This window comes from Salinicola sp. V024 (assembly GCF_052645315.1).
The window spans coordinates 1-22,361 of the sequence record NZ_JBQXYB010000019.1 but is presented as its reverse complement, the minus strand read 5'-3'; the positions used below and the strand labels follow the sequence as shown (position 1 = coordinate 22,361).

Sequence of the window (22,361 nt, the reverse complement as noted above, 5' to 3'; positions counted from 1 at the left end):
GGGCGCATTGCCGTGCGGTCACGCGAACATGCGGCGGTCTAGCTCGACCGGGTAATCGGGGTTTTCGTAGCACCACAGCGAGCCTTCGCGGTGCGGGAAGTGGTAGCCATCGCAGCGGCAGACGTGCCGGCGCCATGGCTTGCTATCCGCCCATTTGTCGATGCGAAGCGTGCCGACGCGCGCGCAGTTGCGGCAGCGAGGGCCGCGCACGTATTCGTCGGGGTGCTTCGGCTTGACCTGCCGGGCACCGCAAATGCGGCAGCGGCAGTGTCGACGGGTGGGCAGATAGACAAGCACGTCATGCCACCTGACACGCCATCAGCGCGACGAGATCCGGCAGCGGGCCGTCGTCGCGCTTGCTCTTGGCGCTGCGGGCGCCGCCCATGGCGGTGATCGGTGCGCGCGAGCGCTTCGGGACGCGCTGGGTGCCATCGGTGTGGTAGGCGTTGATCGAGGCGATGCAGAGCAGCAGGCAGAGCGCTCGCGGGATAAGGACGCCGAGGACGAACGCGCGGGACATGGTGTGCGGTTTGGTGCCGGCGCCCAGCTTGGCTTTGGTAGTCCGCTCGAGCTGGCTGACGGTGAACGCGTCGAACCCGAGATCCTGCTGGATCTCGCTGGGCTTGCGACCATTGGCCTGGGCGACCAGCAGGGCCAACTCGTCGTCGTTGAGGTTCTGGCCGGGCAGGCCAACCACGTCTTCGCCCATGAATCGCGGATCACTCATGGCTGCGCGCCTTCGACTGGAGAGCGGCCAGCGTGCCGCTCAGCTCTTCCATGTCCCGTGCTTGCTGGCGGAGACGCTGGGCCAGTAGCTGGGTGCCGGCATGCATTTGTTGCAGCGTGTCCGGATCGCACTCGCCGTTATCGACGGCACGGCTCATCGCGGCCTCCAGACCGAACGCAATGGCGGTGTTCTGATGCATGCACGTGCTGAATGTGCGCGTGGTGGTAATCAGGCTGATCTGCTCAAAATCGGCGACGCGCATCAGGCTGACAATCGATGGCTGCGTTATGTTCTGGCTCATGTGGCTCTCCCGGCTGTCCCGTAATGTTTCAACCTGCCACGTTTTGTGTCAAGTCGAGACGCAAAAAAACACGGCCTTGCTGCCGTGATTTGCGGTGTCTAAGGGTTATCGATCGCTGGCGATGCGGGCAACGCGCCCGAGAATGTCCAGCTCGTCGAGCGCTTCACGCGATAGCGTCTGCTCGTTGTCGGTTGCCTCGGCGGATACCGTGAAGGTGTTGTCGAGGTTGCGGCGAATCCAGCGAACCCAGGCCTGGCCGTCGACGAGAATGCCGAACAGGTCGCTGGAGCCCGGCGCCTTTACGCTTCGATCGATCAGCACTTCATCGCCCCGCTTGCAGACCTCGCGCATGTCGTCGTCGGCGACGATGAACGACAGGCATTGCGTCTCGGTGAGCCCGCGCTTTTCCAGATAGGCGGCGCTGTAGGCGGTGATGCTGGCGGCATTGTTGATCCGCGCCGAGCCGTTGCGGGTCGGCACGCTGGTGCGATTGGTGGTGACGTAGCCAGTGCTGCCGATCGCGACGTTCGAACGGTCGTTGGTCCAGCCGACGATCCAGCCCGCCGGCACGCCGAGCTTGTCGGCAACGCTGGCCAGTTCGTCCAGCTTGGGAGAGCGAAGCCCGGTTTCCCAGTTGGCGTATCGCCCGCGCGAAATCTTGAGAAAGCGAGATATTTCGTCCTGCGTCATTCCCCGTTCACGACGCAACGTGGCCAGCCGTTCGGCGATGACTTCGGTGGTGTCGGACATCGAGTGTTCCCCATGCTGTGCGGCGCTGGCCGTTCGTTTCCGTGACAGTTTACACAAAACGTGGCAAGGGGAATATGAAAACCCTTGCAGCTGGCGGCTTTCACGCTTTAAGCTGTCACAAAACGTGACAGCGGAACCCTATTCGTGACATTTAACGACTGGGTCGACGAGGTGGGCGGAATCAAACCGGCGGCGACACTCCTGGGAGAGAAGCACCGCTCGGTGCGCAGCTGGTATCACGCCGAGCGCGCCCCACGTCAACGATCGGCCAGGAACATCATCGAGAAAAGCGGCTATCGAGTCGACTGGAGCGGCATTTACCAGCCGATCGAGACGGCGCGCGCCGAGGCTGAGGTTTCCGCATGAACGCCTTTCTATTCCCCGTCGATTACTCGTCTCGCCCCAAGGTCGAGCAGGTCATCGAGCGTTTCGCGCTGATCGGTTACGCGCGGCTGTTGCTGCTGCTGGAGGACCTGGCCAAAGCGCCCGAGGGCGACACCTGTCGCCGCAAATACGTCTATAGCGCGCTGGGCTCGCTGCTCGAAGCGCCGCCCGATGTGGCGCTGGAGTTCATCCAGGCGCTGGCGGAGATCGGGCTGGTGACGCTCGTGGATGATGGCGAATTCGTCACCGTGACGACGACCGGCATCTGCTGGCCAGTAGCCGAAACCGCGCCGAGCGGCCCGCAGTTGTTCACCGACCCCGAGCAGTGGGCGGCATGGATGCATGCCGAAGTGGGCGTGCCGTTGGCATACGCAAAGGGCGAAGCCTATTCGAGCAAGTACCGCCATTGGATCGCGTCGAACGTGACGACCGATGAAATGGAAAGGGCGATCACGCGGACAGTCGAGCATGGCGTGGGGCCGACACCTGCCGAGCTACACAATCAACTCAAGGCCGTACGCGCGGCCCGCATCCAAGAGGCAAGACAATGATTCTGATCGGGCTGGCGGGGTCGACGATGGCCCGCCGCGACAACATGGGCTTGGCGCTGGTCGATGCCGGCTTGCGGATGGCGGGCGGACCACGACGGCTGGCGCGCTTGGCCATCTGCTCGCCAGAGCCGGGAAAGATGCACGACGAGATCATGCGTGCCGAGCGCACGCGGGATCGAATCGACGATATGCGTGGCTCTTCATTTTCCGGGGCCGTGATGGTGCATGTGATGTGCGAGGCGGAGGCGAAGGTGATCCGCGCCCGTGGCGGCGAGATATGGCACGTCGAGGGCATGCCGAGCGACAGCGTGGTCATTCACTGGGGCGATCGGCTGGTGACGGATACCGAGGGTGGCAATCGGCACTACTTGGATGCCGTCGAAGCGCTGTCCGAGCTGTCGCTGGCGGCGAAAGGCAAGCGCTCGACGAAGGGGGCGTGATGTTCAGCTACGCGAGAGGTTCTGCCAGAGTTTGCCAGCAGTCGGTATTTCGTGACTTTGTCATATCGAAAGGCTATCGCGCCTCGACTGACGACGAGGCGGCTAATGCTATGCGCGATTACTGCGGGGTCAAAAGCCGCGCCGAATTCGATAGCGATGTCGGTGCCCGCGATCGTTACCTGGCGATGCTCAATGAAATGAATGCCTGGCTGGCGGGGATTCTTCGTGCCTAGTCACCGCATGAAGCGACCGCCGACGCTCGAGCAGGCGCTGGGCAAAGGCGGCAGCAAGTACGGCAACAAGCGCACGGTGATCGATGGCATCACGTTCGACTCGAAAAAGGAGGCGAACTACTACCTGCAGTTGAAAGCGCGGCAGCAGGCCGGCGAGGTGGTGATGTTCTTGCGCCAGGTGCCGATCGGGCTGCCAGGCGGCGTGAAATACGTCATCGATTTTCAGGTGTTCCTGGCGGATGGATCGGTCGATTGGGTCGACGTCAAAGGGCATCGCACCGACACCTATAAGCTGAAAAAGCGGCAGGTCGAGGCGCTTTACCCGATCGAGATCATCGAGGCGTAACGATGGCGCGACGCGCACGAACCCGGATAGATGACCTGCTGGATGCTTGGGCGCTGTGGCTGGAACAAGGCAACCACCATGCTGCCCCGCGTTCGGTGCTGGCTAAGTGGATGGAGGGCAAGGGCCAGATACTGCCGAGCGCTGGCGGGGCGGACGTGGTGTGCGCGGCGGCGTTCCCGATCGAGGAACAGGTCGAAGCGGCGGTGCTGGCGATCGCGCTGGATGAAACGCTGGCAGCTGACGTGCTGCGGCTGGAGTACAACGCGGCGCACGCGGGAGTTTGCCAGCGCCGTGGCGCTAGACCGTACAACCCGCATCGAACGGATCAGGCGGCTAAAGCGGCGCTGCTGAATGTCTCCGTGCGGACCTATCGAAGCCGGCTGGCTTGGGCCCGAGGTGAAGTCGAGCGACGGGTCGTGGCGCGATGATCATCAACCGGGTGTTTCGCGTGCAGGTGGCCGACTCCCGAACGGGAGAGGTCAAGTCATTCTCGATGGTGTCGTCGAGGCTGGCCAGCGAAGCCGAGGCGTTCGAAAGAGTGGTCTCGCAGTTCGGCGTCGCGCGGGTGGTGAGCGTAACGCTATAACGCTTTAAAGATATAAAGACATCAAGCTGGCGGAATCGCGCACGGCAATGCGCCCGCCGGAGAACCGACGAGAGGTAACAGCCATGATTGGTGTGCCCGATAAGCTTCGTCCTTTGCGGCCGGATGAGATTCAGACCCTTAAGCGACTTCATGAAACGCGAGTGGATCGATATGAGGAGCAGGGTCTTACGCCCAGACAATCTGACCTTCAGGTGTTGCGCCTGATCGAAATGGTTAAGTGGGGCGTTTCACCAGCAAAGGAGGGCGTCCAATGAATACCGTCAGACAAGTGACTCGGCACCACATCGAACCCGGGCGGGCCGACATGAATATTCAGATAACTGCGCAAGGCCCATACGGGCAAGGCGGTGATCAGAGTCAGTACGTCGTGACCGCCGGCGCCGAAGCGTTGCTGCATGTTCAGTTCCAGCAGAGCAATCCTGCCGATCATGGCGTCAACGGCGTGAGCCTGGAAGCGTTGCTTGCGATCTGCCTGGATCGTCTAGACCATCTTCAGCGCGGCCCCTATGCCAATCCCTACAATGAGCATGCCAGGCTCGACGTTGAGCGCGCCATTGAGTCGCTGAATGATCGCGTCCGGGAGAGGGACCTAGCCAAGGCGGGATTTCTCTATGACGAAGATCGTGTGGCGTTCGCCCAGGCGCGAGATCGCTGCTTGTCGCGCGGCGGATCGCCGGCCGAATTGCATAAAGAGCTGGAGCTGTTCGGCGAGCGTTGCGCTGATTTCATCTTCAACGGTGGAGGCTGGCTAAGGGATGCTATTGTCTGCTTGGGCATCACGTCCAAGGATCTCGAGCGCCGATCTACCGATCAGTGCCTCGGGCTGTTCATCCGTCGTCTCAACGAGCTGCCGAAATATTCTGACCGCGTCTTCGCCGCTGAGAGTCTGATCGCCGACGGGCATGTCTGGCTGGCACTACCCACCACAAATACGTAACGCCATAACGCTTTAACGCTAACGCATCGGCTCGCGGCCGCACTGTCGCGGCTGCGCGGGCCGCTGCTGCCCGGAGTTCAGCCGATGCCTGATCATTCCCCGGCGACACTCGTCGTCAATCTCTCCGATGCCGTCATTCGTCGGCATATGTCCGACCCAGCCATTCGTCAGCTGCGCGATCCGCGCTACCCGCTGCGCGTGCGCTTCAACCAGGCCCGCACTCGAGCTTCGTGGTTCGTGGTGCGCTTTGCGGGTGGGTCTGATCATTGGCGCAAAATCGGTGCTTGGCCGGATCTGGCGAGCCGTTCCGTCATCGCTCAGCTGCCGGAGATTCAAACGCGGATGGCTGTCGATCCTACGTTACCCGTGGGCGCGACGAGCTGGAAGACGGTGGGAGATCTGCTGGTGTGGTTTCGCGATCGCTCGAGCAAGAGTCGGCAGTTATCAGCGAGCCGGAAGTCTCAATATCGCGTCGCCATCAACCGGCACCTGTTGCCGGCGATAGAGTCGTTTCCGCTTGCCGACCTTGCAGCGGCGGATCTCGACGACAACCTGGTTTGGCCGATGCAGGCCCGCTATGCAGTGTCGACGATCCGGCAGACGCTTGCCGTTTTGAAGGTGGCTTTCAAACAAGCCGCGAAGGTGGGCCAGATATCAGTCAATCCAGTGGTGGACGTGAAACTATCCGACTTCCTCGATGCTCGGGCGAAGCCGAAACCGGGCCGCTTGCGCGCCGATCATCTGCCGGAGATCCTGCCAATCATCGGTTCCGCTCGCGTGGGAGCATGCGTGCTGATGCTGCTAGTGCTTCTGTTCGGGACGCGAATATCAGAAACGCGTCTGGCCAAGTGGCGGCACTTTGATCTGTCGGCTGGTCGCCGGTGGACGATACCTGCCGCGCACGTGAAATCCCGCCGAGAACATCGCCTGCCATTGACCGACGTCGCGTTGACGCTATTGAAGCGATACCGGGAGTGGCAGCTGTCGCGCGGATACCGTGGTGTGTATCTGTTCCCAGGATCGCAAGGAAAGCCGATCGGGAAGAGTGCCGCGCATGAATGGGTCGCTGATATCGGGGGCGGGGATTGGACGTCCCACGATCTCCGAAAGCTGGCACGTACTGCATGGGCGGATCTCGGCGTCGATTACCTGGTGTCGGAGTTGCTCCTAAATCATGCGCTGTCGGATCTCGATCGAACCTATATCCATACGTACGTGGAACGCCAAGCGGAAGAGGCTCTGACTCGCTATCACCAGTGGCTTTTCGAGCGCGGAATTTCCACCATCCTGACCGAGACAATCCCGAGACAGACGTCTGGAGCCGATAACCATGCAGCTCAGTGGTGGCGCGGTGCCGTATAGGATCGACCGGATTTAACCGTTAGGAGTGTCCGTTATTGAGCATCGAAGCGGAAAACGGCGGCTTGTCATTGTCACGATTTGGTGAGACTTGTTGCATATCGTTGCAGTTAGCTATATCGTTCCCGTCATGGTGTGTTGCTGTGCATGCAGCGCACCACCCTTGAATGATCCCTGCTTTGCCCAGCCCTCACCGGCTGGGCTTTTTTGTGCCTGACAGTTGGAGCATCGAATGAGAGTCGATTCTGGCCGCGTGATCGCATACGGCGGCGGCAGTGGCGTTACGGCGTTGTCGTCTAGCGCCAAGGCCTCCGACGTCGGCGTCATGCCATCACCAGGCGACGTCATGACGCTGCTCAACATGCCGCTTTTTCAGTTCGGAGGCGTGCAGGTTGTAACCGCCGACATTGTCAGCATCGCGGGCGTGGTGCTCGTCATGGCCCGCCTGGCGTTCGATGTCATCAAGTATCTATCCGAGCGCCGGCGGGATCGCCGAGGAGGCAATGGTGAGACTGACTAAGAAGCTCGGCGGCGCCATCGCCGGTGGTGCGATGGGAATCCTGCTGCTGATCGTGCCCTGGTTCGAAGGCACCGAGATGCAGAGCTATCAGGATGCGGTAGGGGTCTGGACGGTCTGCACGGGGCACACGGGTGACGTAACGGCAGGCATGACCGCGACGCCGGCGCAGTGCGAAGCGTTTCTACGCTCAGATCTCGGCGTAGCGTTGAGCGCTGTCGATGATCTCGTAACGGTCGACATTCCGGAAACGACGCGCGCCTCGTTGGGCTCGTTCGTCTTTAACGTCGGTCGCGGTGCATTCGCTGGGTCGACGCTGCTCAAGAAGCTGAACGCAGGTGACATCGTCGGGGCGTGTAACCAGCTCCCGCGTTGGGTCTATGCCGGTGGTAAGCGCTTGCGCGGGTTGGTGACGCGGCGGGCCGAAGAGCGGTCGCTTTGTCTTATGGGGGTTGAGTGATGGGCTCAATTCTTGCTGGTCGCGTTCTGCCGTGGGGGCTGGTCGGGGGCTTGGCTTTGGTGGCGTGGCTCGCCTACGACGGTCAATCGAGCCGCGCCGATCTTGCCGAGGTTCGGCAGGCAGCGGCGGAGGATGCGGCAGAGGTGGCGATGACGACAGCAGACTGGCAGCGAACGCAATTCGAGTCAGCCATACAGGCGCTCGATGATCGGCAGGCCACGCTCGAAGCGGCAGCCGAATGGATCGAAGGCCGTCGAGCGGATCTCGGCACACTGGAGGATGACGATGGTGAGAACGCTGAATGGTTGGCTCGCCCTTTGCCTGCTGACATTACTGACTGGGTGCGGCTTCTCCCCCGTGAAGGAGCCACCGCCGAAGCTGATGTGCCCAATCCTTCCAGAGTACCTGACCGACCCTCTGCCAGCGCCGGCGCGGTCGGTGACTGACAGTCGAGACCTGCTCGACCTGCTCGCTGACTATGAGTTTCTGCGCCGTCGCGCGAACGCCGATCGGGCGGTGGTGGCGAGCCAGTCTCGGCAGGAACCGGCCGACATCGATTGATGCACCGAAGTGGTGCATATTTTGGCTTGGGTCCTCCCCCACCCCCTACCCGTAGTACGGGGGCAGAGCATCGCGGAATTTGGCTACATACGAAAATTTCCTGAGCCGAGGTTGTTGTTATGTCGAAGGGGAATAAGCCGACCCAGCTTCACCCCGGCTGGCTGAACAAAACCGACATGGCCAAGAGCCTGCGGATTTCGACGCAAGCCTTCGATAAATGGGACGTCGAGCCGGTGGCGAAGGTTGGGCGGTCGGTCTATTTCGACTGCGCCGCCGTGGTCGAAAGACGGCTGGCGCATCAGGCCGAGAAGCACCAACCAAAGCCAACCGATGGCGACGAGGAAATCGACCCGTTCATCGAATACAAGTTGGCGGTCGAACGTCGACGGCTGACCGCCGCCCAGGCAGAGGGGCAAGAGCAGAAAAACGCCATTGCCGCGCGGCAGTCCGTGCCAGCCGAATTCGCCATCTTTGCGCTGTCCCGAACGGGTGCCGAGATCGCCACGATACTCGACACGCTGGCCTCGACGATGAAGCGGAAGCACCCCGACCTGGAGGTGCGCCACTTGGAAACTCTCGCGCGGGAGCTGAGCAAGGCGCGGAACCTGGCGGCGGGGCTCGACCAACGCCTGCCGGAATTCCTTGATGAGTACATCGACGCCAACACCTGAACAGGCCGACGAGTTCGCCAAGAGCGTGCGCGCCGGTCTTGCTGCGCTGTACAAGCCACCGCCGGTGACAGGCGTCGAGTGGGCTGATGAGAATTTCTATCTGTCGTCGGAGTCGAGCTACCACGAAGGCCGCTGGCAGACGCTGCCGTTTCAGCGCGCGATTCTCAACGCGATGACGAACGACCAGATTGAGGTGGTCAACGTCGCCAAGTCCGCGCGACTCGGTTACACCAAGATGCTGCTGGCGGCGCTGGGGTACTTCGCCCAGCACAAGAAGCGCAACTGTCTGACGTTCTCACCGACGGACGACGACCGCGACCGCTTCATGAAAACCCACGTCGAGACGATGATCCGCGACGTGGGGGCGGTGCGGGCGCTGGCCCCGTGGTACGGCAAAAAGCACCGCGACAACACGATCTCGGCGAAGGTGTTCGCCAACGGTAAGCAGTTGATCTGCCACGGTGGTAAAGCTGCCCGCAACTATCGAGAGATCTCGGCGGACGTCGTTATCTACGACGAGCTGGCCGGCTTCGACCGGGACATCGAGAAGGAAGGGACACCGACCAGCCTGGGCGACAAGCGCCTGGAAGGCGCCACCTATCGCAAGTCTATCCGTGGCTCGACGCTCAAGATTGCCGGCCAGTGCATGATGGAGCAGGCCGCCGCCGAGGCGCCGGTGCGGCTGCGTTTCCACGTCCCGTGCCCGCATTGTGGCGAAGAGCAGGTGCTCAAGTGGGGCGACAAGGAGTCCGCCTACGGCATCAAGTGGGATGAGGGTAAGCCGGATTCCGCGTATTACCAGTGCGAGCACAATGCTTGTGTGATTCGGCAGCACGAATTGCACGATGAGTCGCGCGAGTTCCACATCGCCCAGGGGCGTTACGTTTGCGACGAAACCGGCATCTGGACCCGTGACGGTATCGAGTGGCTCAGCGTCGACGACGAGCCCATTGCCACGCCACGCGCGGTGTCGTTCTACATCTGGACAGCCTACAGCCCGCTGACCACGTGGACCCAGATTGTCTACGACTTTCTGAACGCCAAGGGCGATCCGATCAAGCTCAAGACGTTCGTCAACACGACGCTAGGCGAGACGTGGGACGACACTGCCGGGCAAAAGCTCGATTGGGAAATCCTCTACAACCGACGCGAAGTGTTCGCGGAAGTGCCCGACCGTGCGGTGGGGCTGTTCGGCGGAATTGATACGCAGGACGACCGCTACGAAGGTCGCGTCTATGCGTACGGCGAGCAGGAAGAATCGTGGCTTGTCGACCGCTGGATCGTCTACGGCGATCCAGCGGGTGCCGAGTTGCTGCGTAAGGTCGGCGAGCGGATGCACAAGACCTACGCCCGATCGGATGGCGCGCGCATGACAGTGGTGCGGTGGTGCTGGGATTCCGGCGGCCACTACACCGATGAGGTCTACAAGGCGTCGAAGCGCCACGGCATTCAGTGGGCCATTCCCACCAGGGGCGCGAACGTCTATGGCAAGCCGATCCAGAATTTCCCGCGCAAGCGGAACAGCAAGGGCGTGTTCCTGACCGAGATCGGCACGGATAACGCCAAGGAACTGATCTTCAATCGTCTGCAGATCCAGCCCAACGCGGGCGAGCCGGTGCCTGGTTGCATTCACCTGCCGGCGAACGATGCCATCTGTGACAGCGACGAGGTCAAGCAGATCACCGCCGAGATCAAAGTTCGAAAAATCGTCCAGGGCCGCGCCGTCTATCGCTGGGATTCCGGCGGTCGACGAAACGAAGGGCTCGACTGTGCGGTGCTGGCGCTGGCCGCGTTGCGGATCTCGCAGGAGCGTTTCGGGTTCGATCTTGATGGCCCGGTTGCCGTTGCGCCGGATGACGACGATACACCACCGACACCGCCCGTCACGCCACCGCCAAGCGGCAACGGGGGCGGCTGGCTACAGACTTCAGGAGGGGCGTGGGTATGACCCCAACCCAGCAAGCGCAAAGCATGGTCGGCTTTTACATCGAAGCCGAAACGGCGGTGCTACAAGGTCAGTCGTTCTCGAAGAACGGGCGGACATTGACCATGGCCAATCTCGGCGAGATCCGGAAAGGCCGAGAGTATTGGGAGCGCCGCGTTCAGCAACTCAGAGGACGGGGTGGCGGCGTCTGCAGCTTTGCGAGGTTCGTCGATGAGTAACGCACTCGAACGCGCGATCGCGGCCATGGCGCCGCAGTGGGGCGCTCGTCGCGCGGCCGCCCGGCAGATGTTCAATGCCTACGAAGCCGCCGATCGCACCCGCACCAACAAGGCCAAAGGGTCGGTGCTGAGTGGTGACATGACCGCGCAGATCGGCGGTCGTTCGTTGCGCGAGCAAGCTCGGTGGCTGGATGAAAACCACGACCTGGTGACGGGCATCTTTGACCGTCTTGAGGAACGCATCGTCGGTGCTGACGGCATGGGTGTCGAGCCGATTCCGCTAACGCTGGACGGCAAACGGCATCGAGAGCTGGCCAAGCAGCTCAAAGCCGAGTGGGCGGCGTGGTCGCTCAGGCCCGAAACCACCGGCGAGATGACGCGCCCGGAAATGGAGCGGCTTGTCGTGCGCAGCTGGTTGCGCGATGGCGAGGTGCTGGCGCAGGAGCTGCGCGGCCGCGTGCCGTTCTACGATCACCTGACCGATGTTCCCTACGCGCTGGAATGCCTCGAAGCGGACTTTATGCCGATCCACTTCGACGACCCCGGTCAGGGGATTTTCGCCGGCATTGAGCGCAATGCCTGGCGGCGCGTCCGGGCGTATCACGTCTACAAGCAGCACCCCGGCGATATGAAGGCGTTTTCGTTGGCGACCAAGCGGGTGCCGGCGGAAAACATGATTCATCTGGCGCATCGCAAGCGCCTGCAGCAGTCGCGGGGGATCTCGGTTCTCCATGCGGTGATCCAACGGCTGGCGGACCTCAAGGACTACGAGGAAAGCGAGCGCGTCGCGGCACGCATCGCGGCGGCCATGACGATGTACATCAAGAAGGGCGAGCCCCTGATGTACGACGATCCGGCAAAGGGTGGGGGCGCAAAGCAGCCCGGGCAGTCGCAGCTGCCCAGCGGCGCTCGCTCGATCCCGATTGCGCCCGGCATGGTGTTCGACGGTCTGATGCCCGGCGAGGACGTCGGCACCATCCAGTCGAATCGCCCCAGCGCACTGTTGGATGGGTTTCGGGGCGCGATGGTTCGCGCAGTGGCCGCCGGTACGCGCATGGGCTACTCCACGGCGAACCGGGACTACAACGGCACCTACAGCGCCCAGCGTCAGGAGCTGGTCGAAGCGCAGCTGGGGTATGACCTGCTGCAAGGCCAGTTCCGTGATCAGTGGTCGCGGCGGGTCTATCGCAGCTTTGTCGATATGGCCGTGGCCAGCGGCCGGATCAAGCTGCCACCGGATCTCGACCGTAGCACGCTCTACAACGCGTTTTATCTTGGTCCGGTCATGCCGTGGATCGATCCCGGCCGCGAAGCGGATGCATGGGAGCAGCTGGTTTCGGCGGGCTTTGCCGACGAGAGCGAAGTGGCGCGAGCCCGCGGGCGCAACCCGCAGGAGCTGAAACAGAGCCGCGAAGACGAGATCGCGGAGAACCGCGAGAAGGGGCTGGTGTTCAGCTCTGACGCCTATCACGAGAACTACGGAGGCAAGAACGGTGCAGACCAGTACGGCAACACCAAGCCTGACACTGCCCGCGATCGTAACCGGCAGCTTCGCCAGTCCGATGGCGATGGCGGCAACGAAAACGGCGATTGATCAGGTCGGGAATCAGACGTGGTACATGATCCGCGCCGTCGCCCAAGGCGTCGCCGAGATCGCCATCTACGACGAGATTGGCGCCTGGGGCGTGACCGCCAAGCAGTTCTCGCAAGATCTCAAAGCCATGGGCGATGTGCAGACCATCAACCTGCACATTCACAGCCCCGGCGGCGATGTCTTCGAGGGTATGGCGATCTACAACCTGCTCGCCAACCACCCCGCGACGATCAACGTCTATATCGATGGGCTGGCGGCGTCGATGGCCTCGGTCATCGCGATGGCGGGGAACATCGTCAACATCCCTGAAAACGCCATGATCATGATCCACAAGCCGTGGGGCATTCAGGGTGGCAATTCCGACGATATGCGCCGTTACGCGGAGCTGCTCGACAAGGTCGAGTCCACGTTGCTGACGGCGTACACGAAGAAGACCGGAAAAACCGAGGACGAGATCCGCAGCTGGCTTGCGGCCGAAACCTGGCTATCCGGTCCCGAAGCGGTGGAGCACGGCTTCGCCGATCAACTGGTGGAGCCGCTGGCCATGGCGGCATCGCTCAAATCGAAACGACTGCAGGAGTTCGAGCACATGCCCGAAGCATTGAAAAATCTACTGGCGCCGCGCGCTCAAGGTGGTCAGCCGCAAGGTGGCCAACCCGCTGGCGGTCAGCCTCAAGGCGCCCAGCCGCAAGGTGGTGCGCCCTCCGGTGGGCAAGGTGACGGTGGCCAGCCGCTAGGCGGCGCGCCTGCCGGTGGTCAGCCGCAGGGTGGTGGTCAGCCTGCGCCGACCATGCAGCAGTTCCGGGAGCAAGAACGCACCCGCCGCGACGCCGTTCGTGCCGTTTTCCAGCCGTTCCCGCAGCACAACGAATTGCGCGACACGCTGCTGGACGACATGAACATCAACGCCGAAACCGCGCAGGCTAAGCTGCTCGCAGCGCTCGGCGCGAATACCGAGCCAACAGCGCCGCCGCGAACCGATCACGGCGTGCATGCCGGAAACGGCAATATCGTTGGTGATGGTGTCCGCAACGCGATCGCGGCCCGGGTCCAGTTGGACAAGCTGGAAAAGGACAATGCCTACGCCGGCATGACGCTGATGGAAATGGCGCGCGCGTCCCTTTCCGAGCGGGGCGTGGGTATCGCCAGCTACAGCGGCGACCGCATGTCGATCGTCGGGGCGGCGTTCACGCACACCTCTAGCGACTTCGGGCACCTGTTGGCGGACGTGGCGCGTCGCCAGATGCTCAAGGGCTACGACGAAGCCGAAGAGACGTTCCAGAAATGGACCGCCCAGGGCAGCTTGCCGGACTTCCGGCCGATGCAGCGTGTCGACCTGACCACGTTCCCGTCGCTGCGCAAGGTGCGCGAGGGCGCGGAGTACAAATACGCGAGCGTCGGTGATCGCGGCGAGCAGATCATGCTGGCCACCTACGGTGAGCTGTTGAGCATTACCCGTCAGGCGATCATCAACGACGACCTGTCGGCGCTGCAGCGCATCCCGCGCATGATGGGCCGCGCCGCAATCCGTACCGTCGGCGACCTGGTCTATGCGCTGCTGGGCTCCAACCCGACGATGAGCGACAGCAAGAAGTTGTTTAGTGTCGATCGCGGCAATCAGCTGTCTGCCGGTGCGCTCTCCATCGCTCGCATCGACCAGGCCAAGACCATGATGGCCATGCAGAAGGAAGGCAACGCCACGCTGAATATCCGGCCCAAGTATCACCTGACGCCGGTATCGATGGAGTCCACGACCAAGGCGCTTTATACCGCCGAGTTCGACCCGGCCCTGGCCGAAGCGCGTGTACCCAACCCAGTGCGCGGTCTGACCGAGGTGATCGCGGATGCGCGCCTCGACGAGCAAAGCAAAACGACCAGCTACATGGCTGCCGATCCGAACCAGTTCGACACCATCGAAGTGGCCTATCTGGACGGCAATAGCTCGCCGTACCTGGAGCAGCAGCAGGGCTTCACGGTCGACGGTGCTGTGTTCAAGGTGCGCATGGATGCCGGCGTCGCCCCGCTCAGCTACCGCACCATGGTGAAGCTGCCGGGCAACTGATCACAGCTAGTCGAAATAAACCGCGCCCACCGATGACCGCCGCTGGCGGTTTTTTTGTGGGCGCCTTTCTCAAAGCGTGAATTTGTCACGACATAGATCGTTACGAATAGGAGAAGCCAACCATGGCTAAGAATTTCAACGGTTCCGGCAAGACTCTAACCATGATCGCCCCCGCTGGCGGCGTGACGTCCGGGATCCCCGTGGTGCTTGGCGCGCTGGTGTTGGTGCCGCTCGATAGCGCTGACGCGGGCGAAGAGTTCGTCGGGCATACCTATGGCGAGTGGAAAGACGTTCCCTGCGCGTCCGGACTCGTCGCCGGTGCCAGCGTCTCGATGCTCGACGATGAGATGGTCGCCGCCGGCGCCGCCGATAGTGCAGGCCCGATCGGTGCGCTTACCACCGACTCAGCCGATGGCGTCGCGACGGTGTTCATCGTCCAGGGTCTGGCGAGTGTCGCCAGCGGCGCGTAATGAGCCGCTTCGCCAAAGCGATGGCGCGGGCTAACCGCGTCCTCGCTGAAAACCTGGCCGACGGCCTGGCCACGTACCGGCGCGACAACGGCGAGACGATCGAGGGCGTGCCGTACGAGCTGAATCTTTCCTTCGAGGTTTACAAGGAGGGCGATCAGCTCCCCACCCCGGTGAAGGCGGTCGAAGTGCCGGTGTCGTTGGTGCCTACGTATCAGCGCGGCGACGAGATCGTCATCGACGGCAAGACCTGGGAGGTGTTGTCCACGCTCACCGACGACGGCGATTTTCGCCAACTGGAGATCGGATGATCGAGTACAAGTACGACATCAACCGGCTGCAGAAGCTGAAAAACCGATTCGACGAGAAGATCGTCGAGAAGGCGCTGCGGCAATCGGTTGCCACGGCGACGAGCCGGGTGCGGACCTACGTCTCCCGCGAAGTTCGCGGCGTCTACCCGCTACGGGCCAAGGATCTCAACGGCAAGGTCCAGATCCGGAAGTATCGGCAGATGGCAACGCGGGCGCTGGTCTACATCGGCGGTCGCCTGCCGCTGTCGACGTTCAAGCCGACGACTCGCAAGGTCAAGGTCGTGGCGACTAGCCGCCGAGGTAACCAGTTCAAAACGACGCGCCGGCGCGTGTCTGTTCGAGTCCGAAAGGATAAGGGCCGGCAGGTGGTGCGCAGCGGTTGGTACGCCAAGGGCGAGGTGATGCGCCGCGCCAAGGACGGATCGCCGCGGACGCAGTATGGCCCGTCGATCCCCGGCATGGTGGCGCATGAATCCGTGATCACCGGTGCGACCGACGTGGCGCGAGACGTGCTGCCGCGTGAGTTCTCGCGGCGCTTGGAAGTGCTGCTCGAGGAGGAAGGCAAGGGATGAGCGAGATTGCCAGTGGCGACGATCTGACACTGGAAGTGATCGAGCGCCTGCGCGCCGAGTGCGACCTGCTGCAGAGCGTCAACGAGGCCTGGTTCGCCGAGCCGATCGACGACCTGAGCGAAGAGCTACCCGCCGCGTTCGTCTACATCGAGAACGATGCAGCCGAAGGCGCGGCGGAGACGTTACGGCCAGTGCAAGCGGTCAAGCAGGTTTATGGCATCTGGATCGTCACCCCGCGCGACCAGTTCCGTGAGCTGCGCAAACAGGTGCGCCGAGCGCTGTTCGGCCACGACTTCAGCCCCTACCACGACCCGATGGAATACCAGAGCGGCCAGCAGGCGGACGTGAAAGGCCGTTATGTGTGGTGGCTCGAGATGTGGTCGACCGACACGCATATCCGTTAGGTCATCGATAACGCAATTCGAGAGGTAACCTCCATGCCCGCAAGATCCGGCGGCAGCTACGTGCTGCGCGGCGGCAAGCCCGAGCTTGCCCATTTCAGTGGCGGCAAGAAAACCGTCCAGCCGCAGGCGGAACCCGCAGACGCGTCGGTAACGGCCGTCGAACCCGAACCCACCCAGGAGCCAGACGACGATGAAGATGCGTAAAAAGCTGCTGCTCGCTGCCCCAGAAGCCGCCGATGGCGCAGGCGCGGACCTAGAAAATGCCGTCGTTATCACCGTTTCGGAGTTGGACAACAGTCCCTATGAAGGGGATCGAGTCACCAGAGACAGGTTGCGTGAGTATTTCGGTGCCGTGCCCGAAGCCAACGCGGCACCTTACGCCACTGTGACGGCTACGGTGCCCATTGCGGGCTCCGGTACTGTGGGTACGCCTCCGGCTTATGGCTTATTGCTGCGCGCCTGTTCGATGTCAGAGAGCGTCGAAGAGGGTGTGTCGGTTACCTACCAGCCAGTGACAAACAATGCTGAGTCGGTATGCCTATGGTTTGTCGAAGACGGTCAGTTGCAGAAAGTCCCCGGGGCTCGCGGAACGGTGGAATGGTCTTTCACAGTCAAACAATACCCGACGATGTCATTCACCTTCACGGGTCTCTACAAGCGTCCTGAAGCGTTGGCCAATCCGATCAATAAGCAGCCGACCAACATCGTTGCAGAGCTGATCGTGAACAACCAAAACACGCCTGATCGAAGTGTTCACGGCTTTAAGGCTGTTCTCCAATCGCTCAGTCTCAATGCGGGGAATGATGTTGAATTCGTTTCGAAGCTGGGCAAAGAACAGTCTGAGGTGACCGATCGAGATAGTGCCGGCAACGTCGAGATCGAGGCGCCAGACATCAGCACCAAGAACTACTTCGCGGCGATCGAGAGCCACGAGGTGATCTCGCTCGAGCCAGTCTCGCTGACCCATGGCACGAAGCCCGGCAACATCGTCACGGCCGCCGCGCCGAAAGTCCAGCTGTCCACGATCAGCCGCAGCGATAGCAGCGGTACCACTCATTACTCGATGGGCATGCGTCTGAACCCCGACCAGGGCGATGACGAATTCACCATCACTTATACCTAAGGGCAGACCATGATCGTCAAAAGCGATATCACTACCATCAAGGTCGACGTGACTATCGTCGACCCGGAAACGGGCGAGCCGAACACCTGCCAGGCGCGCTGGAAGCTGTATCCGGTTGATGACAGTCAGGCCAAGATCAAAGAGATCAACGCCGGCAACGTCTCCGACGAGCAGCTGGTCGAGGACGACCTGGTCGAGCTGATCGGCATTACCGATGGCAAAGGCAAGGCGATCGAGGATGACGCCTCGCTGCGCGAGTGGTTCCTGAAATGGCCGCATACTCGCGGGCCGCTGATCCGCAGCTGGTTCAGCGCTCAGGCAGGGCACGCGGCGGCCGCCCAAAAAAACTGAGAGACCTGGGCCGGCATTGGGCCGGCGCCGGCTCAGGTGGAAAGAACGAGCTGGCCAGCGACGCCGAGATACTGGGTGTTTCATTGCCTGACAGCTACTTCGAGCCGGAAACGGCCGAGTGCTGGCCCGAAAACTGGGACGCGCTGCAGGTGTTTCTGTCGTGCGGCAGCCAATGGCGCACGATCTCCACCGGCAAGTCGATCATCTATCAGGGGCTGGATTATGGCGCGCTCGAGGCTGTGATCCGGCTGCGCGGTATCGCCGAGCCCTGGCAGGTGTTCGAGCAGGTAGGGCAGATCGAGCGCGGGGCGATGGAAGTGATCAATGACTGACGACCGTTGCCAGCCGACGCTTATCGTGGCCTAGTGTTGCGGATACGACACAAAGTGATACGCGCAGGGGGATTGATGAAAGTCATCGGGGGATCGTTTGGCACAACAGGCTCGGCGCATATCAGCCGCGATAACACGCTGGTGGTGAAGTCAGGCAAGAAGCACTTATTCAAGCCGGACCAGGTGAAAAGCATCGACACGCGAGTGGATAGCGATGGCGGTTTCAGTTTCTCGCGCGGCCTGGTGGCGATGCTGATATTAGGGGGCATTGGCCTGGTAGTGCTCAATCTGCTGGGGGCTATTGTGGGGCTGTTGATCGGTTTCGGTGTCGGGTTTCTGCGCGAAAAGCGCAACGTCGCCGAGCTGGATATCGAGGGCGGAAAGCGTCTCACGCTGGAGTGTTCTCCCAAGGCCATCCAGTGGCTGTTGGAATTCAAAGGCTAGCCGTTCGGCCAGCTACTAAAGACCTCGCCCTCGGCGGGGTTTTTTAATGCCTGAAATTTGAGGTCCCCATGGCCAAGAAATTCGAAACCGGCATCATCATCTCGGGTGACGGCAAAGGCGGTGTGCGCGCTGTCAAAGCCAACCGGGAAGAGTTGGAGCGTTTCGACCGGCAGTCAAAACAAACCCGCAGCAGCACCGAAAGCCTGTCGGCCAGCTGGCGTTCGGCGACACGTATCGCCGGCGGCCTAACGAGTGCCTTGGGCCTTTCGACAGCGGGTTTCGCGGCGATGGTTGCGCGTCAGGCCAGCGCTGCGCGAGAAACGGCAGCACTGGCTAGCTCTATCGGTGTTTCCACCGGGCGGCTGCAGGAGCTGCAATACGCGGCCAAAAGCGTTGGGCTCGAGAGTGACGCCATGGGCGACATTCTCAAGGACGTCTCCGACAAGATCGGTGACGCCTATGCCAACGGCGGCGGCGAGGCGCTGGATGTCATCAACAACCTGGGTCTGTCGGTTCAGGATCTGATCAACCTGCGCCCCGATGAGCAGCTGCTGGCTATCTCCCAGCGGCTCAACGAACTACCGCGTGCGTCCCGAATCAACGCGCTGGAATCTCTGGGTAACGATCTTTCGCGTCTGCTACCGCTGCTGGAGAACAACGCCGCCGGTCTGAAAGCTGCCGCCGATGAAGCGCGCGACTTTGGCTACGCGCTGGACGAAGAGCAGAACAAGGCACTCGTCGACGCCGGCAACGGATTGACACGCCTGACTGGCTTCGCTGAAGGCTTTGCCAATCGCCTGACCATTGCCGTGGCGCCGGCGATCAGCCAGACCACTGACAACCTGGGCGAGTTGAACGACCTCGTTTCTGATCCTGGTTTCCAGCAGGCATTGAATGACGTCGCCAGCATCGGCGCCAAGATGGCCCAAGGTCTGGCCAAGGGCTCGCTTCAGTTCTTGCGTCAGGTGGGAACGATCGATGACCAGCTGCGGGTCTGGGCATCCGGTCAGTTCGGCATCGGCGACGATTTCAGCGTCGACATGTCTCGAAGCAATGCCTTGCGCACCGAGATCGACTATCTGCAGACGTTGGCTAACGGCAACTGGTTCGACCGGATTGGCAATGGGTATGCCAGCGTCGAGGCGGTCAACGAGAAGCTGGCCGAAAAGCAGACCGAACTGGCCACGGTCAACGGGAGAGTCTTCGACAGTTTTGGCGCGCTGGTCGCGGGTATCGGCGGTGCCAGTAGCGCAGCAAAGGCTCATGCCGATGCGACCGATGAGGATTCATCGGCAATGGATGGGCTGGCCAGCGCGATCAAGCCGCTGCTGACTGCCTATGATGCGGATCATACAAAGCGCCAACAGCTGCTCGCCGATCGCAAGACGCTGACCGACGCGCTCGACAAGGAGCCCGAGAAAGCCGAAGCCATCCGGCGCGCCATTGCCGATATCGACGATCAGCTCAAGAAGCTCAACGGTACACAGAAAACGACCCAGAGCGAAGCCCAGAAAGCCGCCAAGCAGCTGCAGCAGCGCTACGAGTCGACCCGCGACAGCATGGCCCAGCAGATCGCGTTGATGGGTCAGGTGGGGCAGGCCGCGCAGGTGCGCTACGACACCGAGTTCGGCGAGCTGCGCAAGCTCAGCGACGAGCGGAAAAAGGCGTTGGTCGATCAGGCGACCGAGCTGGATATGCTCCAGCAAAAACAGGATCTCCTGGACAGCTTCGTCAACGCGCAAAGCCTGGGCACTTTGTTCGATCAACGGGACCAGGCCCAGCAGATCGGCGGGGCTACCGGCCGCATCGCCGAGCGCAACGTGGGCAAGGCGATCACCGATCAGGCCCGCGATGGTGCGCCGCAGGTGCAGGGGCTCGACGCGCAATACTCCGGCGCCTTCGGTGAAGCCAACCGCATAGAGAAAGAGCGTGCTGATCTGCAGGCGTGGTATGCCGAACGCATCGCGATGTATGAGGACTTCAAAACAGCCGAGGCTGACAAGGCCGACGAGTACAACGCGGTGATCGCGGGGCTCGAGCAGGACCGGGCGTCGCAGATGCTGGCGATCGACCAGCAGTCACAACAAGCCAGGCTGATGGGCTATTCCGACCTGTTCGGCAACCTGGCGGACCTTTCGAAGTCTTTTGCCGGTGAGCAGAGCGGCATCTATCAATCGATGTTCGCGGTCTCCAAGGCATTCGCCATTGCCGACTCGATCATCAAGATCCAACAAGGCATCGCTAACGCGGCCGCGCTCCCGTTCCCGACCAATATCCCGGCAATGGGCGTCGTGGCAGCAGAGACGGCAAGCATCGTCAGCACGATCGCGTCGACGAGTCTCGTAGGTCAAGCGCATGAGGGGATCGACAACACGCGTGCTGGAACCTGGCTGCTCGAGGACAACGAGCGTGTCGTCGACAAGCGCACCAATGCTGACCTGAAGCAGTACCTGAACCGCGCCAACGCGGCCAACCAGAGCCACTACTACGGCGGGAAGGGCGGTGACGTGACTGTTCAGATGGCAGTGCATGTACAGGCGCAGCCTGGCATGAGCGATGCGGATGCCCGCCGTCAAGGCAAGGCCGTCGGCGACCAGGCAGAGGCCCAGATGCGCCAATTCATCATGAAAGAACAGCGGCCCGGCGGGCTGCTGGCCAAATAAGGGCAGCCGATGGACACCCTACCCGATGTGCCGATGGACTGGGAGCCGCAGATCACGCCCCAGGCCAATGTCGATACGATCAAGTACGGCGACGGCTACGAGCAGCGCCGGCCCGCTGGTATCAATTACGTGAAACACCAGGCGAACGTGCAGTGGTCCTCGCTGACGCGGGACGAGTTTGACCGAGTCTATCCGTTCCTGACAGCCCGCCTTGGGCTGACGCCATTTCTATGGACCGAGCCGACCGAGACGACCCCGCGAAAGTGGATTTGTGACTCGGTCGCCAAGGCAGAGGTCAATGCGCGTTTCTGGCGCGTATCGGCGGCATTCCGGGAGGTGTTCGCATGAACGAGATCATTGCACGCGAATCCCAGTCGGTCAGCCAGGAGCCGGTGGTAACGCTATTCGAGATTGATGCGCGGGAGTGGGAAGCCGGCATTCTGCGATTCTGCAACCAGACCGCGCTGGATGGTGGGCCGATTCACTTCAACGGCTATGCCTATACGCCGGTGCCGATCGAGGCTGACGGCTTCGAATGGAACGGCAAGGGCACGTTGCCGACGCCGTCGATGCGGCTCTCGACGTTGGAGGTCTCGATCGTCTCGATGCTGCTGGCCACCAACGATCTGATCGGCGCGCCGGTGAAGCGCATCCGGACGTTCGCAAACCACCTCGACGACGGTGCCGATCCGGACCCGGAGGCGACTTTCCCGGTGGACGAGTACCACATCGAACAGAAGCCGGAAGAGATCCCGGCGCGCGGAACGCTGGAGTTCTCGCTATCGATCTCGCTCGATCAGCAGGGCCGGATGATCCCGGCGCGGCAGTGTCTGCGCGACACCTGTACCCATACCTATCGCTACTGGAACGGCTCGCGCTTCGTCTACGAGGGCGTGAGCTGCCCATATACCGGGTCGGCGTGTTTCGACCAGCAGGGCGACGCCGTGGATGACGAATCGAAAGACGTATGCGGCAAACGCCTTTCCGACTGTCGCGTCCGCTTCGGTGCCAACAACCCGTTGCCGACCCGG

At 62.0% G+C, this 22,361-nt stretch carries 34 protein-coding genes; 30 read left to right on the top strand and 4 right to left on the bottom strand.

Annotated elements, in window-relative coordinates:
* Positions 1 to 18: 18 nt before the first annotated feature.
* The 4 genes from ACUN9V_RS18755 to ACUN9V_RS18740 all read right to left on the bottom strand — a co-directional run bounded on the left by ACUN9V_RS18755 (position 19) and on the right by ACUN9V_RS18740 (position 1,778).
* Positions 19 to 297: a hypothetical protein gene (locus ACUN9V_RS18755; RefSeq protein ID WP_445512490.1), complete on the bottom strand. Its 279-nt coding sequence runs from the start codon at positions 295 to 297 to the stop codon at positions 19 to 21.
* Between the two features lies 1 nt (position 298).
* On the bottom strand, positions 299 to 727 hold the full coding sequence (locus ACUN9V_RS18750; protein WP_445512489.1) for a hypothetical protein: 429 nt from the start codon (positions 725 to 727) through the stop codon (positions 299 to 301).
* A complete protein-coding gene (locus tag ACUN9V_RS18745) occupies positions 720 to 1,028 on the bottom strand; it encodes a hypothetical protein (protein WP_445512488.1) in 309 nt (102 codons plus the stop codon). Before ACUN9V_RS18745 ends, ACUN9V_RS18750 begins: the two co-directional genes overlap by 8 nt.
* A 105-nt stretch (positions 1,029 to 1,133) precedes the next feature.
* The gene (locus ACUN9V_RS18740; protein WP_110644095.1) at positions 1,134 to 1,778 is read right to left on the bottom strand and encodes an XRE family transcriptional regulator; all 645 of its coding nucleotides are present in this window, start codon (positions 1,776 to 1,778) and stop codon (positions 1,134 to 1,136) included.
* Between the two features lie 144 nt (positions 1,779 to 1,922).
* On the opposite strand from ACUN9V_RS18740, the gene ACUN9V_RS18735 reads away from it, so the two are divergent.
* The 30 genes from ACUN9V_RS18735 to ACUN9V_RS18590 all read left to right on the top strand — a co-directional run.
* Positions 1,923 to 2,144: a hypothetical protein gene (locus ACUN9V_RS18735; RefSeq protein ID WP_110644094.1), complete on the top strand. Its 222-nt coding sequence runs from the start codon at positions 1,923 to 1,925 to the stop codon at positions 2,142 to 2,144.
* Positions 2,141 to 2,713, top strand: coding sequence for a hypothetical protein (locus ACUN9V_RS18730; protein WP_445512487.1), 573 nt, complete (start codon positions 2,141 to 2,143; stop codon positions 2,711 to 2,713). The genes ACUN9V_RS18735 and ACUN9V_RS18730 overlap by 4 nt, the downstream gene beginning before the upstream one ends.
* Positions 2,710 to 3,153 (top strand): hypothetical protein, encoded by a 444-nt coding sequence (locus ACUN9V_RS18725; protein ID WP_445512486.1) that lies wholly within the window; start codon positions 2,710 to 2,712, stop codon positions 3,151 to 3,153. The genes ACUN9V_RS18730 and ACUN9V_RS18725 overlap by 4 nt, the downstream gene beginning before the upstream one ends.
* A gap of 110 nt (positions 3,154 to 3,263) precedes the next feature.
* Entirely contained in the window at positions 3,264 to 3,386 is a 123-nt protein-coding gene (locus tag ACUN9V_RS18720) for a hypothetical protein (protein WP_445512485.1), read from the top strand.
* Complete coding sequence (locus tag ACUN9V_RS18715; protein ID WP_445512484.1) at positions 3,379 to 3,732, top strand: DUF1064 domain-containing protein; 354 nt, start codon at positions 3,379 to 3,381, stop codon at positions 3,730 to 3,732. Before ACUN9V_RS18720 ends, ACUN9V_RS18715 begins: the two co-directional genes overlap by 8 nt.
* Positions 3,733 to 3,734: 2 nt before the next feature.
* On the top strand, positions 3,735 to 4,160 hold the full coding sequence (locus ACUN9V_RS18710) for a hypothetical protein (protein ID WP_445512483.1): 426 nt from the start codon (positions 3,735 to 3,737) through the stop codon (positions 4,158 to 4,160).
* Positions 4,157 to 4,318 (top strand): hypothetical protein, encoded by a 162-nt coding sequence (locus ACUN9V_RS18705; RefSeq protein WP_445512482.1) that lies wholly within the window; start codon positions 4,157 to 4,159, stop codon positions 4,316 to 4,318. Before ACUN9V_RS18710 ends, ACUN9V_RS18705 begins: the two co-directional genes overlap by 4 nt.
* A 271-nt stretch (positions 4,319 to 4,589) precedes the next feature.
* On the top strand, positions 4,590 to 5,276 hold the full coding sequence (locus ACUN9V_RS18700) for a hypothetical protein (RefSeq protein ID WP_445512481.1): 687 nt from the start codon (positions 4,590 to 4,592) through the stop codon (positions 5,274 to 5,276).
* 84 nt (positions 5,277 to 5,360) lie between these two features.
* On the top strand, positions 5,361 to 6,638 hold the full coding sequence (locus ACUN9V_RS18695; protein ID WP_445512480.1) for a tyrosine-type recombinase/integrase: 1,278 nt from the start codon (positions 5,361 to 5,363) through the stop codon (positions 6,636 to 6,638).
* Positions 6,639 to 6,867: 229 nt separating this feature from the next.
* Positions 6,868 to 7,155 carry a hypothetical protein gene (locus ACUN9V_RS18690; RefSeq protein ID WP_445512479.1) on the top strand — a complete coding sequence of 96 codons (288 nt, stop codon included), beginning with the start codon at positions 6,868 to 6,870 and terminating at the stop codon, positions 7,153 to 7,155.
* Positions 7,139 to 7,612 (top strand): lysozyme, encoded by a 474-nt coding sequence (locus ACUN9V_RS18685; RefSeq protein ID WP_445512478.1) that lies wholly within the window; start codon positions 7,139 to 7,141, stop codon positions 7,610 to 7,612. Before ACUN9V_RS18690 ends, ACUN9V_RS18685 begins: the two co-directional genes overlap by 17 nt.
* Positions 7,612 to 8,058 carry a hypothetical protein gene (locus tag ACUN9V_RS18680; protein ID WP_445512477.1) on the top strand — a complete coding sequence of 149 codons (447 nt, stop codon included), beginning with the start codon at positions 7,612 to 7,614 and terminating at the stop codon, positions 8,056 to 8,058. Before ACUN9V_RS18685 ends, ACUN9V_RS18680 begins: the two co-directional genes overlap by 1 nt.
* Complete coding sequence (locus tag ACUN9V_RS18675) at positions 8,051 to 8,173, top strand: hypothetical protein (protein WP_445512476.1); 123 nt, start codon at positions 8,051 to 8,053, stop codon at positions 8,171 to 8,173. The genes ACUN9V_RS18680 and ACUN9V_RS18675 overlap by 8 nt, the downstream gene beginning before the upstream one ends.
* 176 nt (positions 8,174 to 8,349) lie before the next feature.
* Positions 8,350 to 8,844 carry a terminase small subunit gene (locus ACUN9V_RS18670; RefSeq protein WP_445512475.1) on the top strand — a complete coding sequence of 165 codons (495 nt, stop codon included), beginning with the start codon at positions 8,350 to 8,352 and terminating at the stop codon, positions 8,842 to 8,844.
* Positions 8,819 to 10,792: a phage terminase large subunit family protein gene (locus tag ACUN9V_RS18665; RefSeq protein ID WP_445512474.1), complete on the top strand. Its 1,974-nt coding sequence runs from the start codon at positions 8,819 to 8,821 to the stop codon at positions 10,790 to 10,792. The genes ACUN9V_RS18670 and ACUN9V_RS18665 overlap by 26 nt, the downstream gene beginning before the upstream one ends.
* A complete protein-coding gene (locus ACUN9V_RS18660; protein WP_445512473.1) occupies positions 10,789 to 11,007 on the top strand; it encodes a hypothetical protein in 219 nt (72 codons plus the stop codon). The genes ACUN9V_RS18665 and ACUN9V_RS18660 overlap by 4 nt, the downstream gene beginning before the upstream one ends.
* Positions 11,000 to 12,601 carry a phage portal protein gene (locus tag ACUN9V_RS18655; protein ID WP_445512472.1) on the top strand — a complete coding sequence of 534 codons (1,602 nt, stop codon included), beginning with the start codon at positions 11,000 to 11,002 and terminating at the stop codon, positions 12,599 to 12,601. The genes ACUN9V_RS18660 and ACUN9V_RS18655 overlap by 8 nt, the downstream gene beginning before the upstream one ends.
* Positions 12,501 to 14,663 carry a ClpP-like prohead protease/major capsid protein fusion protein gene (locus tag ACUN9V_RS18650; RefSeq protein WP_445512471.1) on the top strand — a complete coding sequence of 721 codons (2,163 nt, stop codon included), beginning with the start codon at positions 12,501 to 12,503 and terminating at the stop codon, positions 14,661 to 14,663. Before ACUN9V_RS18655 ends, ACUN9V_RS18650 begins: the two co-directional genes overlap by 101 nt.
* 122 nt (positions 14,664 to 14,785) lie before the next feature.
* The gene (locus ACUN9V_RS18645) at positions 14,786 to 15,133 is read left to right on the top strand and encodes a DUF2190 family protein (protein ID WP_445512470.1); all 348 of its coding nucleotides are present in this window, start codon (positions 14,786 to 14,788) and stop codon (positions 15,131 to 15,133) included.
* Positions 15,133 to 15,441 carry a head-tail joining protein gene (locus tag ACUN9V_RS18640; protein WP_445512469.1) on the top strand — a complete coding sequence of 103 codons (309 nt, stop codon included), beginning with the start codon at positions 15,133 to 15,135 and terminating at the stop codon, positions 15,439 to 15,441. Before ACUN9V_RS18645 ends, ACUN9V_RS18640 begins: the two co-directional genes overlap by 1 nt.
* Positions 15,438 to 16,013, top strand: coding sequence for a hypothetical protein (locus ACUN9V_RS18635; RefSeq protein WP_445512468.1), 576 nt, complete (start codon positions 15,438 to 15,440; stop codon positions 16,011 to 16,013). The genes ACUN9V_RS18640 and ACUN9V_RS18635 overlap by 4 nt, the downstream gene beginning before the upstream one ends.
* Entirely contained in the window at positions 16,010 to 16,417 is a 408-nt protein-coding gene (locus ACUN9V_RS18630) for a phage tail terminator protein (RefSeq protein ID WP_445512467.1), read from the top strand. Before ACUN9V_RS18635 ends, ACUN9V_RS18630 begins: the two co-directional genes overlap by 4 nt.
* 33 nt (positions 16,418 to 16,450) lie before the next feature.
* Positions 16,451 to 16,621, top strand: a complete 171-nt coding sequence (locus tag ACUN9V_RS18625; protein WP_445512466.1) for a hypothetical protein — start codon at positions 16,451 to 16,453, stop codon at positions 16,619 to 16,621.
* The gene (locus tag ACUN9V_RS18620; protein ID WP_445512465.1) at positions 16,608 to 17,540 is read left to right on the top strand and encodes a phage tail tube protein; all 933 of its coding nucleotides are present in this window, start codon (positions 16,608 to 16,610) and stop codon (positions 17,538 to 17,540) included. Before ACUN9V_RS18625 ends, ACUN9V_RS18620 begins: the two co-directional genes overlap by 14 nt.
* A 9-nt stretch (positions 17,541 to 17,549) precedes the next feature.
* A complete protein-coding gene (locus ACUN9V_RS18615) occupies positions 17,550 to 17,891 on the top strand; it encodes a hypothetical protein (RefSeq protein WP_445512464.1) in 342 nt (113 codons plus the stop codon).
* A gap of 83 nt (positions 17,892 to 17,974) precedes the next feature.
* Positions 17,975 to 18,223, top strand: coding sequence for a DUF1799 domain-containing protein (locus ACUN9V_RS18610; RefSeq protein WP_445512463.1), 249 nt, complete (start codon positions 17,975 to 17,977; stop codon positions 18,221 to 18,223).
* Between the two features lie 75 nt (positions 18,224 to 18,298).
* Entirely contained in the window at positions 18,299 to 18,667 is a 369-nt protein-coding gene (locus ACUN9V_RS18605) for a hypothetical protein (protein WP_445512462.1), read from the top strand.
* 68 nt (positions 18,668 to 18,735) lie between these two features.
* A complete protein-coding gene (locus ACUN9V_RS18600) occupies positions 18,736 to 21,330 on the top strand; it encodes a hypothetical protein (protein ID WP_445512461.1) in 2,595 nt (864 codons plus the stop codon).
* 9 nt (positions 21,331 to 21,339) lie between these two features.
* Positions 21,340 to 21,678 (top strand): phage tail protein, encoded by a 339-nt coding sequence (locus tag ACUN9V_RS18595; RefSeq protein WP_445512460.1) that lies wholly within the window; start codon positions 21,340 to 21,342, stop codon positions 21,676 to 21,678.
* Positions 21,675 to 22,361: phage minor tail protein L (locus tag ACUN9V_RS18590; protein ID WP_445512459.1), on the top strand; the 687-nt coding region annotated here is incomplete at its 3' end. The genes ACUN9V_RS18595 and ACUN9V_RS18590, both read left to right, overlap by 4 nt.